The organism is Lysinibacillus sp. S1, from assembly GCF_044986265.1.
GTDB lineage: Bacteria > Bacillota > Bacilli > Bacillales_A > Planococcaceae > Lysinibacillus > Lysinibacillus capsici.
In genome coordinates, this window is sequence record NZ_CP173154.1 from 519,196 (window position 1) to 531,893 (window position 12,698).

The following is a 12,698-nucleotide window of genomic DNA, read 5'->3' on the forward strand; positions in this document are numbered from 1 at the left end:
GAGGTTCGGTATCTCTACAATAAAGACTCCAAAAGATTGAAACGTTATAAACAAACAGAGCCTTTCTATTAAAAGTAGCCTAAGAAGATGTTCTCTTCTTAGGCCACCCGATTATAGATATTTCACAAACCAATCACGGATATATTCAAGTCGATTAATTCGTAATGTAGGCTTTCCACTTCTTGAAAGTTCATGATTCGCCTCAGGGAAACGCACGAACTTTGTTTKTTTTTTACGATATTTTAAGGCGATAAACAATTGCTCTGCCTGCTCAATTGGACAACGATAGTCTTTTTCACCATGTAAAATCAATAATGGTGTCTCCACTTTGTCTACATACTTCAGTGGCGAATGATGCCATAGCTTCTCTATATCATCGAGTCCTGCTTGAATTTGCCAGTCTGTAAAGTAATAGCCGATATCACTGACACCAGCAAAGCTAATCCAGTTCGAAATGGAGCGCTGCGTCACAGCTGCTTTAAAGCGATTTGTATGGCCCACAATCCAGTTGGTCATAAAACCACCGTAGCTTCCACCAGTTACACCTAGACGATCTTGATCAATAAAATCATAGTGCTCCAGAGCGTAGTCTACCGCTGCCATTAAGTCCGCATAATCATTACCACCATAATCGCCACGTACTGCATCCACAAATTTTTGGCCATAGCCATGACTACCACGCGGATTCGTATAAAGCACTGCAAAGCCTTGTGCAGCAAGGATTTGGAATTCATTAAAGTAGGTATTACCATACATTGCATGCGGACCACCATGGATTTCAAGAATGAGAGGATATTTCTTCCCTGCTTCATAGCCAACTGGCCTCATAATCCAGCCATTGACCTTCCAGCCTTCTGCACCTTCAAATTCGATACTCTCTGGAACAGCTAATGTTTTGGTTTTTAAAAAATCTTCATTAATGGACGTCAACTGTTCTTTGTCACCTGTTTTTAGGTTCACATAAAACAGATCGCCTGGATGGGTCGTTGTGCTAATAGCCGCAATAGCCTGATCGTTTTGCGCATCAAGTGAGAAGCCATAGACATATTGATCATCATGGATAGCTGGGTAAATTTCGCCATCTACATTTCCGTAATAAATCGCCGCATTGCCGTGATCTGTGACTTGGAAGTAGAAGCTATGATTATCATTCATCCATTGCACACGTGGTGACGCTACACCTTGCAGGAAATCACCGATGACATAATCACCAACAGGCGCATCAAAATCACTTGTTACACAGTTTAGTAGTTTTTGCTCCATGTCATAAATCCAAAGCTTTGCTTGTGTGGCATTTTCAAATTCACGTTCTCCACCTACAAAAGAAAGATAGCGACTATTCGGAGACCAAGCTGTTTGGTAATATGCACCCGAACCTTCTGTTAGCTTGTGACTCTGCTTAGATTCTAACTCCAATAAATAGATATCCACATTAAATGAGAAATCTAAATCCTCCGCTTTATCTGCTAAGTACGTAAGGTATTTGCCATCTGGCGACCAAGTACCCAGATGGCAGTACTCTTTGCCTTCTGTCACTTGTTCTAGCTCTCCTGATGCCACATTGACAATGGCAATATGGGTAAACTGCTCCATATCAATAAATCCACCAGCATCCGATTTGTGTTTCATTTTCTCGATTTCTAGTGGCTTTAGTTCTTTATCCTTTTTCTTCTCATCCTCCGCTTTATCTAGGATGGTTTCATCTTTCCCTAGCACGACTGAAAAAGCAATTTTCTTGCCACATGGTGACCAGACAGGGGAGGTCGCTCCATTTTTACAATGTGTCACCTGTTTTGCCTCTCCACCTGCTTTCGAAAGAACATAAATTTGCGACTTACCTGTTCTCGTTGACAAAAATGCAATTTGACTGCCATCTGGTGACCAAACAGGGGAACTCGTTCTATCTTCACCAAATGTCCATTGCTGTGGTGTTTTGTCCTTCAAGTTTATGTAAAACAAATTCGATATATAGTCATTTTTCTTCTCGTCCATACGAGTCTCTACATAAACTACCTCTGTCCCATCTGGTGAAAGCTGTGGATCTGCTACTGATTTTAAGTGATAAAGATCTTCTGGTTGAATCCCTTGTTTCGATGTCATGTTCTTGCTCCTTTGTATTGTAATTTTCTGTCTTACTACAATACTTCGACACCCTAAGTAATATTCCTCTATTTAATTGAATTTTTTACTAGTTCCCAATATTCTGCTGACTTTGTTCTGCGATAAAATTTATAAAAGGGCTCATTTGGGCGAGCATGCTCCTTATAAAGGTTTATCAGGTGCAGTAAAAAATCTTCAATTTGTGTGACGTCTACCCTCTTAGCGAATAATGTGCCAGCCTGTGCCTTTGCTCCCATTGGTACTGCCCCTAAATAGACATCAAAGCTTTCTTGTTGGTAAACGAGTCCAATATCATCATAGACTGCATTGTAGCAAGCTGATGCACAGCCATTAATATTGACACGCACTCTTGCAGGTACCTTCATCCCCTCTATGGCATGATAGAGCTGTTCGGTTATCGGAGTAGCCTCCATTTTCTCCCCATCACAAAAATCGCAGGCCTTCATGGCTATGATTGAACCAGAGGGAGCAACATAAAGACCTGCTTCCTGTAAGGCTTGCACCGCTTCTGTGGCATCGCACGTTGGTATGGATACGAGTATACTATAGGAAGCAGAATATTTTATCGCCCCCTTTTCGCCAGCAATTTCGGCTATTTTTTGGAATTGTGCAGGAGTATAATGCTTATTAATAATGCCAGGGCTAACGGCTAGACGGGTAAACTCACCATGACGGTTCAGTGTTTCAAATGTTTGATCTGGTACATTTTTTTGAAATGCGTTCATTTTTATCGCTCCTTATAAAAAAGGAGCTAGCAAAAACGCTAGCTCGAATGGATTAAAAGTTTTCAGGATAGAAGCCCTTTGCTAAAATTTCAATGGCCTCTGCCGCACGAACCCCTTCAGACGCTGCTGAAAGTGGCAGGATGACAAAGCGCTCATTTTTGACGGCTTCCATCTCCTTTAAGGCTGGATCATTTTTTAAGAATTGGATCTTTTGGTCTGCCGTTGTTTCACCGTAATCAATCACGACAACTACCTCTGGGTTGCGGTCTACTGCATCTTCCTTCGACACAGTTGTCCAGCCTGATTCCACATCACCAAAAATATTTTGTCCACCCGCGATTGTCACAAGCTCATTCATAAAGTTTTGACCAGCTGTAAATACATCCTTTTCACCGCTATCAAACACAAGAACACGTAATTTTTCGCTATCTTTTGGTAATTTAGCTTGTACTGCCTCTACATCTTTCGTCATTTGCTCAATTAAAGCTTCGCCACGATCCTCAATACGGAAAATCTTCGCGATATTGCGAATATCAGTGAAAATATCCTCTATTGTTGGCTTTGTCATGTTGGAAGCCGTATGTAAATACGTATGGATGCCTAATTCTTCAAGCTCTTCTGGTGTGCCTACACCCTTTTCGCCAAAGCCACTTTTCCAGCCTGCATATAGGAAATCTGCCTCGGCATCGATGACTTGCTCCTTCGTTGGGTATTGATCGGAAAGAACAGGGACCTTATCGTATGCCTCTTGCAGTGGCTCATAGATTTTATCATCTAAGTAAGCTGTCCCTACCATAGAATCCTCTAAACCAAGTGCTAGCATGATTTCTGTCACATGTTGATTTAAGCTAATCGCTTTTGTTGGTGCTTCCGTATATGTTTGAGTTGTGTCATTATTTTCAATGGTTACTGCTGCTGCCGCCTCAGATGGCTCAACCTTTTCACCTTGTGCAGCTGATTCCGTTTTGTCCTTTGCGTTACAAGCCCCTAAAACAGCGACCAAGGCAATGATCATCATCAACCATATACTTTTCCATTTCTTCATGTCCTTTTCTCCTTTGCTGTTAAAATATAGAAAGAAATCAGAGACTTCTTTACTACTAAGGTAGTTGGAAGGGCATAAAAAAACCCTCTTGTCGCCAAGAGAGTAGCATAGTGAAATAACGGTATCATTACCTTCATCACTATCCCCATCCTCGTGGTTCTTAGTCAAAAAATACATACTGGCAGGTATCCTGGCTTAGGTTCATCATCTATACGCCTTCCCATAGTTTCACTACAGTGGCATGCTGTATAGACTCCCCATTTACAGTTGCGGGACAGCATCGGAATTGCACCGATTTCCCTTTTAAGCAAATGACAAATGCCATTTGCACCAATACGTTCTATAATGGTCAATACTATTGATAGACTAGCAGAAGAAAATTTATCGCGCAATCAGTAGTATGACACTAAAAGTATAATCATCATTATATTAGCACTATTTCGACATAAAGACGAACTATTTTACAAGAAATATAGAAGCTAGTATTCTGTTACAATAAAAAGATAGCATTCTATAGAAACGAGGATTTCTTATGTACAAAACGATCGGTGTACTTGCGCACGTGGATGCAGGAAAAACGACCTTCTCTGAGCAAGTGCTTTTTCATACAAATAGTATTCAAGCACGGGGGCGTGTTGATCATCAGGATACCTTTCTTGATCATCATGAGCTAGAGCGCAGACGGGGCATTACGATATTTGCCGAGCAAGGGCGCATGAATATTGGCGATGATACATACACATTGATTGATACGCCAGGGCATGTCGATTTCTCCCCTGAGATGGAGCGTGCCATTCGTGTGATGGATTATGCCATTATTATCATTAGCGCTGTCGAAGGGATACAGGGCCATACAGAAACAGTGTGGCAACTTTTACGTCAATACCATGTCCCTACCTTCTTCTTTATCAACAAAATGGATCGTGAGGGTGCCAATATGGAGGCCGTCATCAGCCAGCTTCGCAAAGATTGCTCTCAGCATGTATTGCTCATCGATGAGCCACTGCGAGCAGACTATGTATCAAATAATATTATGGAATGGCTGGCGGAGCGCGACGAAAAATTGCTTGATGCCTTTCTAAATGAGTCATTGGAGCATGAACAGTGTCTTGCTCAATTAAAGGAAATGATTAAAAATGAAGGTGCCTTCCCTTGCTTTGCTGGCTCGGCCTTAAAGGATGAGGGCATTCAGGAATTTCTTGACCAGCTCCCGCTGTTAACGGCTTCCCATTTTGACAAGGATGCCCCATTTGAGGGCGAGGTTTTTAAGATTCGTCATGATRGTCACCAGCGTTTAACCTTTATGAAGGCAACCAAGGGCTCGTTGCATGTACGAGATGAATTTTCATTTGACGAMGTAACAGAAAAAGTGACCGAAATTCGACTTTATAACGGAAGWCGCTTTGAGACCGTTCAACAGGTAGAGGCAGGAGAAATTTTCGCTGTCAAAGGACTGAGCCAGGCAAACATTGGGGATCGAATCGGTACAACGATGCTATCACAGCCCTATGAGCTTGTCCCAACCTTACAGGCAAAGGTTCAATATGAGGGTGATCAGCATATCAAGGAAGTGCTACAGATTTTCCGTTTACTCGAAGCAGAAGAACCGTCCTTGCGTGTGGTCTGGCAGGAAAAATTTCAGGAAATCCATGTGCATATTATGGGTGCCATTCAATTGTAGGTCCTTACAGAGGTATTAATGACGCGTTTTTCATTAGCTGTCTCCTTTGGTGAGCCGCACATTTTATACATCGAAACCATTGCGACGACCGTAACGGTCTATGGTCATTTCGACCCCCTCAAGCATTATGCAGAAGTTCATTTATTAATGGAGCCAAATCCACGTGGAACAGGTAATACCTTCACCAATGCCTGTCATGCCGATCATTTATCTGTAGGCAATCAGCGCCTTGTTGAAAAGCATCTGTTTGAGCGTGACCATCATGGGCTACTGACAGGCTTCCCTGTAACAGATATTCATTTTACACTTCTAACAGGTCGCGGGCACAATGAACATACATCGGGGGGAGATTTCCGTGAAGCCAGTTTCCGTGCCCTGCGTCAGGGGCTGGAGCAGGCACAAAATGTCCTACTTGAACCCTATTATCGCTTTAAAATGAAAGCTTCAAATGACTTTATCGGTCGTATGATGACTGATATTCAGCAAGCAGCTGGCACGTTCGATGACCCGATTTTATCCGAAACGGATGTTATCCTAACAGGTCGTGCACCTGTTGCCACTTTAATGAGCTACAGTACAACCTTTGCCGCCTATACAAATGGGAAAGGTGCACTCACACTCCAATTTGATGGCTATGATGTGTGCCATAATACAGAGGATGTGATTGCACAGATTGGCTACGATAGAAATGCCGACCCTGAGTATAGTTCCTCTAGTATCTTTTGTGCTAAGGGCAAAGGATATTCGGTTCCATGGCAAGAAGCACAGGCAGCCATGCATTGCCTGTAGGATGGGATGAGCCTGCTCGCTTCGGGTATTTCCGCGGGTATTTCTTGCTTGGGCATCAATATATCTCTACCCTGCCATAAGATATTACAAGCCCTCCAAAAAATGGAGGGCTTGTTTTTATAGTGCACCGACAGCTTTCTTTGTTGGATTGTCCAACAAATATGCGGGTTCAACTATTACATAGTCATGCTTGTTCGTAAAATCAATTAGTACCTTACCAGGTTGACTTTTTAATAGTTGTAGATGATCAATTAATTGCAGTAAAAGCTCGTGACCGTTGCCACGTGGATGCCAGTTGAAATGATAATCATTTAACGCTTGCACCGCTTCAATAAATTGGGCATATTCCTGCTGCACAAATGCAATGAGTTTGTCATGATGAGATGCTAAATCATATAAATATGTTTCGTAAAAGCGCATGACARTCGAGCATAATAAGTCATTGACACGAGCGGCACTTAAAACAGGCTTTGGCTCCAATGATAGACGGTCGAGGTTGGGCTTTGCGCGTGTAGAATCAATGCGCGTAATTAAGTGATACGCTTCTCCGTTGACCTCATAGACAATCGGATTGGTCGGCATGTACATCATAAAACTATTCGTCTTTGTTTTTAGTTCATCTGCTATGGCTGCTTTCGCTAAAAGATGACCGTCCACATCCCCATTTTGTATCCAAATAATTTCTTTATTATATAAGATTTGCTCAAAGAAGCGATCATTGCGAATCAGCTTCGTTGCTAATAATTGATCGATCAGTGACTCGACCACCATTCTTGTTTTCGCTTTCTTGGCAACTTCTGTGCGTGGTTGCTTACAAATGTTCAGATCTTCATAAGGCGTTTCCAACGTTGTCGTTACATGAATATTTGTCATACGTGCATCCCCTTTGCGTACATATTTTCAAAACAAAAAGGACTCCCTACTTTTGAGGAAATCCTTCATTTTATCTTCTTTCATCACACAATGCCAAACAAACCCTAAGTATGTGTGAACGAGTTCGATTATGAACCCTTTCATTTACTATGGGCGTTTGACGTACTGTGACGAACAGAGCATTCTGTTTTGTCAACATGCCACCTCCTATTCCTCGTAGGTTTATGGTGTGTACTCGTAACAGGCAGGTATCCTGACTCATGATCATCGCTTCTTTTCTCCTTCCCGTCCAAAGACAGTGGATACTGAAAAGTCGCTCACATTTACAGTTGCGGGACAGTGTCGGATTCGCACCGACTTCCCTTTTAAGCAAATTGCACGCAATTTACACCTATTACTACACGCTATTCAGTTGTCATAGGAATGAGTATAAGCACATTCCTATTAGATTACTAAAATCAATTGTAAAGTAGTGTTTTTCTAAAGTCAAATATCACAATATTTTCCAAACTACTAATAAAGTTATAGCGGGATATAAAAAAGGTGAACTGCGTATTTTTTATCTTTCATTGACTTTATAATAAAAGATAGTGTACTTCTAATAGTGGAAGGATGAAAAATATGAAAACAAGTCAACAATTAGTAACGAGTAATTTAGAGGAAAAAATGAAACTATTTACTCGAGCCGTTTCTGGACAAATTATAGAGGAAGCTCATTTTGTCATAGCCAATACAAATATTCCAACTGATACATTTAATTTGTTAGTAGCGAAATCGCCTATAATTCATAAGGAAAATCATCTTAAACAAAGGATTAATCATTTCATTGTTAATAAACTTCCCTTCAGCACGTGGGTGGATGCCAACTATCTAAGCGATGATTGGCTACAACTGATAAAAGACTGCAATTTACAGGAAGCTGAACGAAATATGATGATGAAGCTTGACCATACACTTCACACAGGTCCACGAATTTCCAATTATCTTACCATCACAGAAGTAAGTAACAAGGAAGAGCTTCTACRATATAAGGAAGTTTTTCTAAGTTTATTTGGAGAAACAGCAGAAAGAGATGCATTAGAAATTTACTTTCATAAATTCTCACAGGAAAAACTAGCATCAAATGCTCGCATGTTTATTGGTTGCATAAAGGAAGTACCTATCGCTACGGGATTATTAATCGACAGTAAACATAGCTATGGGATTTATGATGTGATGACAAAAGATGCGTATAGGGGCAAGGGTTATGGCAGTGAGATGTTTCAATTCCTACTCAGTCAAACAATCGATAAGCAAAAGCCCGTAGTCTTACAGGCATCAGAGGATGGAAAAAATATTTATAAACGCTTCGGGTTTAAAGAAGTCGGAGAAATGATTGTATTTGAATAAGACTTCGCCAATGCGCTGTTATTTACACTTGAAAGTATTTTCGAGCTTACCGTAATCATGAAGCTGATTTAAAATCCGTTACACCGACCCCTTCCTGGCACGACAGAAAAGCCTCGCAAATCTGCGGGCTTTTGGTTGTGCACACGTACTATTAGCACCTTCATTACGTCCCCAAAACATACTGTGCTAAGACGCTTTGCACCTTATAAATATTTGTCGCCTTATTGAAGTTTTTTTGAATCGGTAATGGACTGCCAGACACCCATATTTTAAGCTCTGCATCTAAATCAAATGTTCCAGCTGTCTCTACTGAAAAATGAACGATATTTTTATAGGGAATGGAATGATACTCCGTTTTCTTGCCAGTCACTCCTTGCTTATCAATGAGGATTAATCGTTTATTGGTAAAAATAAACGTGTCTCTAATAATTTTATAGGCGTTTTTGACTGTCTCGTTTGGAATTAATAAATTATGGACCTCCTCCTGTAGTTTTTCTAAATTCACCTCGCTTGCATTGCCGATCAATCCATCAAATAAGCCCACTATCTGTCCCCTTTCACTCTCGTTTATTTAATGTATTACAAAGAAGTGAGAGCTACGACAGGAAATGGTGGTATTATTTAGCCTATAGAGGGGATGAGTGGTTGCGAATAATGATAGTTGCCTTAGTGTCTCTACTAGCCGTTGTTTTACTAGGATGTAATGAAAAACCAGATGATGAATTAGCTAAGGTCAGCATTTCTATTGGTGCTAAATTTAACAAGGTGAACACTGATTTTTTTAAAGAATATACGGATGAAGAATCACTTACACTATTCCAACAAGCCATTGCAACAACAGTCAAAAACGAGGGTGTTGTCAATATGGCTTCGCCAGAATATGATGTACAAATAGTGGACAAGGCAGGAAACAAATATGGCTATCATCTTTGGTTAGGTGATAAAGGGCAAAACAGTAGTTTGATGCATGTCGAGGATACGCATACGATCTACACAATATCTGAGGAGTTCACTGAAAAATTAGCTGCGCTAGTTCACTCATAAAAAAAACACTTCCCATTCAAAGGAAGTGTTTTGCCAAATCAATGATCCATTGCCTGAAACAGCATTTTTGCATAGCTGTCCGTGAAGGTAAAGCCGTTATTCTCTTTGTTGCTCTCATCAACAATGGTTCCAGCCTTCATCACATAAATGCGGTCGCATAAATAGGAAACAGCCTTTAAGTCATGAGAGATAAAGAGAATGGCCATTGCCCTTTCTTTATTCAAGGTCTTTAATAAATCAACGATTTCTCGTTGAATCAAGCGATCTAGGCTTGAAATAATTTCATCACATACGATTAATTGTGGCTCGACCAAAAGGGATCGTAATAAATTAACTCGCTGTTTTTCTCCGCCACTTAGCTCAGAGGGCAAGGCATGTAAGATATCTGTTGGTAGCTTGACCTTCTCCAGCATGGTCTGTAAATAGGTGTCCGTTATAGGTTGCTTATGCTGAAGCGGCTCTCTTAATAGGTCCCTTACAGTCCACATGGGATTTAAAGCGGCTGTTGCATTTTGAAAAATAATCTGGCAGTTGTCATAAAAAGATGCGCGACGATGCTTGGTTATTGGTTGCTGTTGAAAGTATACTGCCCCTTTTTCAGGAGCTTCTAGCTGCATAATTACTTTGGCCAATGTGCTTTTGCCACTGCCACTTTCTCCTACTAAGCCGACTATTTCCCCTTTTCCTACAGTAAGATGAATATGATTTAATATTGGGCGTCCCTTTCGATAGCTTTTACAAATATTGTGAACCTGAAGTAACAAAGCCCACACCTCCTCCTAAAAATGATGCGCAACTAGCTGCCTAGTGTATGGATGCTTAGGCTGCTCAAAGATTTCTGTTACTCGCCCTCGCTCCACAATTTCTCCATTTTTCATGACGAGGATAAAATCCGCGATGGAAGCAGCTACATCTAAATCATGGGTAATTAAGAGTACGGTTGTTTCTAGCTGTGTATGAAGCCTTTTCAATTGTTGAATAAATTCCTGTTGATGCAGCATATCTAAGGAAGAGGTTGGTTCATCCGCTAATAAAACAGCTGGCGCCAGATAGAGAGCACAGGCAAGCATACAGCGTTGTAGCATCCCTCCTGAAAGCTCGAAGGGATAGCACTCCAACACATCTGCTGGTAAATGTAAATCCTGTACAATATGCTTCATTTTAGCTAGAAATACTGCCTTTGTCTGCCCCATCCGTAAGGCAGTTAATCCATACAATTGCTGTTTCATTTTTTGCGTTGGCGAAAAGCTATTAGCAGCATCCTGAAAAATCGTAAAGAAGTGCCTTTGGCGTAGTACAGATTGATCCTGTTTTGCTAATTCCACTATATTTCTTCCATTAAAAAAGATTGAGCCTTCAACTGTTGCTTGCGCTGGACGCATGCCTAGAATGGCAGAGAGCATGGTGCTTTTTCCACTACCGCTTTCACCTATCATCACGGTAATCTGACCTTTTGGCACCGTAAACGAGAGATCGTTCAATATAAATTTTTCGTTTATTCGAACAGTAACATGCTCTATTTTAAACATGGGTCTGTCCCCCTCTCTGCTTAAATCTACTACCAATAGCTTGCACGCATAAAATCGTTACGAAAATGAACATCCCAGGAAAAAGGCCCATCCACCAAGCCCCGACAAGTAAATCATTTTGTGCCGTATAGAGCATCGTCCCCCACGATGGAATGGACGGTGGAACACCGATACCTAAAAAGCTTAAGGATACTTCCGTAAAAATAGCACCAGCAAAATTAAATATCGTCACGACAAAAATGGCGGGAAGACTATTACGCAATAAATGACGAAAAAGAATCTTCCACAGCGGAGTGCGGAACATCTTCGCCATGTGGATAAACTCTAATTCCTTCAACCGGATAAATTCAGAGCGCACGATACGGGCAGTGACAAACCAGCCTGTGCACCCCATAATCATTGCCATGCGCCATACACTTCCTTGCATAATCGCTTGAAGAGCAAGCACAATCACTAAAGATGGAATTGTTAAAAATGCCTCTAGTATACGCATCATCACTGCATCAATAGCTCCACCGAAATAGCCACTTATACCGCCATAGATAATGCCAATTATGCTGGATAGAACAACCGATAACGTAGCGATAAAAAGGGTCACTCTACCACCAACGAGTAGGCGGGAAAGAACATCTCTACCTAGCTGATCTGTGCCAAGGAGGTGTGTTCCATWAGGTGCTTCATAAATATGATTCATATCCATCGCGTTTGGCTCAAAAGGCACTAACCATGAGGAGAATAGGGTGAAGCCTACTAAAAGACCAAGAATCACTAGCCAAAAGATGAGCATTTTTTGCTCTTTTCTCATACGATTCCCCCTCTTCTTAAGCGGGGATTGAGACAAATCATGAGGACATCAATCACAAATAAACAGATAACGACTACTACGCCAGTGATTAAAATGGCACCCATCAGCACAGGAAAGTCCTTTACCATCACTGCTTTCACTAAAAGCTGACCTAAGCCTGACCAGCCAAATAATGTTTCAACCACGATGGATCCTCCAAAAAATGATGGGATGGTCACACCGACATAATTGATATATGGAATAATGGCATTGCGTAAAATCATCTTACGAATAGCTCGCTCTGGTACTCCGTTGGCACGTGCCACCTCTACATAATAACGATGCTTCTCTGCCTTCACATTTTCCTGTAAAAAACGTGCGAATACCCCGACATGTGCCAGTACAAGGACCGATAAAGGAAGAACCATATGGTATAGTCGGTCCACAAGGCCGCCATCCCCTCGTACATCCTTCATCCCCGATGAAGGAAACCAGCCTAGTTGTACAGAGAACACCATGATGAATAAAATGCCAAAATGGAGGAATGGCTGAGCTAGCAATACTTACAAAGGAAAGTCCGCGATCTAATAACGAACCCTCCTTCATGCCTGCCTGTAAGCCGAGCCATGTTGAGGCAATGGCTACGATGCCTAAAGTTCCAACAACGAGCTGTAATGTATTTGGTAAACGTTCTTGTATAATTGTCGCTACTGGTCTG

Annotated in this window: 11 protein-coding genes, 1 pseudogene and 2 riboswitches; of the genes and pseudogenes, 3 read left to right on the forward strand and 9 right to left on the reverse strand. The window is 41.3% G+C overall.

Annotation, left to right across the window (positions count from 1 at the left end):
• Positions 1-111 precede the first annotated feature (111 nt).
• The 3 genes from ACHZEU_RS02660 to ACHZEU_RS02670 all read right to left on the reverse strand — a co-directional run bounded on the left by ACHZEU_RS02660 (position 112) and on the right by ACHZEU_RS02670 (position 3,891).
• Positions 112-2,100: a S9 family peptidase gene (locus tag ACHZEU_RS02660; RefSeq protein WP_404803984.1), complete on the reverse strand. Its 1,989-nt coding sequence runs from the start codon at positions 2,098-2,100 to the stop codon at positions 112-114.
• 68 nt (positions 2,101-2,168) lie between these two features.
• On the reverse strand, positions 2,169-2,846 hold the full coding sequence (locus ACHZEU_RS02665; RefSeq protein WP_326141377.1) for a precorrin-3B methylase: 678 nt from the start codon (positions 2,844-2,846) through the stop codon (positions 2,169-2,171).
• A gap of 52 nt (positions 2,847-2,898) precedes the next feature.
• A complete protein-coding gene (locus ACHZEU_RS02670; protein WP_066036836.1) occupies positions 2,899-3,891 on the reverse strand; it encodes an ABC transporter substrate-binding protein in 993 nt (330 codons plus the stop codon).
• A gap of 162 nt (positions 3,892-4,053) precedes the next feature.
• Positions 4,054-4,241, reverse strand: a riboswitch (cobalamin riboswitch).
• A 182-nt stretch (positions 4,242-4,423) separates the two neighbouring features.
• On the opposite strand from ACHZEU_RS02670, the pseudogene ACHZEU_RS02675 reads away from it, so the two are divergent.
• Positions 4,424-6,361, forward strand: a pseudogene (locus ACHZEU_RS02675) (GTP-binding protein).
• Between the two features lie 117 nt (positions 6,362-6,478).
• Here ACHZEU_RS02675 and ACHZEU_RS02680 read toward each other — a convergent pair.
• Complete coding sequence (locus ACHZEU_RS02680; protein WP_404803985.1) at positions 6,479-7,234, reverse strand: hypothetical protein; 756 nt, start codon at positions 7,232-7,234, stop codon at positions 6,479-6,481.
• Between the two features lie 225 nt (positions 7,235-7,459).
• Positions 7,460-7,644: riboswitch (cobalamin riboswitch) on the reverse strand.
• A gap of 211 nt (positions 7,645-7,855) precedes the next feature.
• Between ACHZEU_RS02680 and ACHZEU_RS02685 the strand changes: the two genes are divergently transcribed.
• A complete protein-coding gene (locus tag ACHZEU_RS02685) occupies positions 7,856-8,623 on the forward strand; it encodes a GNAT family N-acetyltransferase (RefSeq protein ID WP_404803986.1) in 768 nt (255 codons plus the stop codon).
• Between the two features lie 163 nt (positions 8,624-8,786).
• Here the strand turns inward: ACHZEU_RS02685 and ACHZEU_RS02690 are convergent, their stop codons facing one another.
• Complete coding sequence (locus ACHZEU_RS02690) at positions 8,787-9,167, reverse strand: PH domain-containing protein (protein WP_048395723.1); 381 nt, start codon at positions 9,165-9,167, stop codon at positions 8,787-8,789.
• Positions 9,168-9,277: 110 nt separating this feature from the next.
• Here ACHZEU_RS02690 and ACHZEU_RS02695 point away from each other — a divergent pair, with 110 nt between their 5' ends.
• A complete protein-coding gene (locus tag ACHZEU_RS02695) occupies positions 9,278-9,667 on the forward strand; it encodes a hypothetical protein (RefSeq protein WP_048395742.1) in 390 nt (129 codons plus the stop codon).
• A 38-nt stretch (positions 9,668-9,705) separates the two neighbouring features.
• Here ACHZEU_RS02695 and ACHZEU_RS02700 read toward each other — a convergent pair whose 3' ends face one another.
• From ACHZEU_RS02700 to ACHZEU_RS02715, 4 genes are read right to left on the reverse strand one after another with little or no spacing between them, the layout of a single operon-like run.
• A complete protein-coding gene (locus ACHZEU_RS02700) occupies positions 9,706-10,440 on the reverse strand; it encodes an ABC transporter ATP-binding protein (RefSeq protein ID WP_231595759.1) in 735 nt (244 codons plus the stop codon).
• A 6-nt stretch (positions 10,441-10,446) separates the two neighbouring features.
• On the reverse strand, positions 10,447-11,196 hold the full coding sequence (locus ACHZEU_RS02705; RefSeq protein ID WP_404803987.1) for an ATP-binding cassette domain-containing protein: 750 nt from the start codon (positions 11,194-11,196) through the stop codon (positions 10,447-10,449).
• The gene (locus ACHZEU_RS02710; RefSeq protein WP_404803988.1) at positions 11,189-12,001 is read right to left on the reverse strand and encodes an ABC transporter permease; all 813 of its coding nucleotides are present in this window, start codon (positions 11,999-12,001) and stop codon (positions 11,189-11,191) included. The genes ACHZEU_RS02705 and ACHZEU_RS02710 overlap by 8 nt, the downstream gene beginning before the upstream one ends.
• Positions 11,998-12,498 (reverse strand): ABC transporter permease, encoded by a 501-nt coding sequence (locus ACHZEU_RS02715; RefSeq protein WP_279494882.1) that lies wholly within the window; start codon positions 12,496-12,498, stop codon positions 11,998-12,000. The genes ACHZEU_RS02710 and ACHZEU_RS02715 overlap by 4 nt, the downstream gene beginning before the upstream one ends.
• Positions 12,499-12,698: the final 200 nt, after the last annotated feature.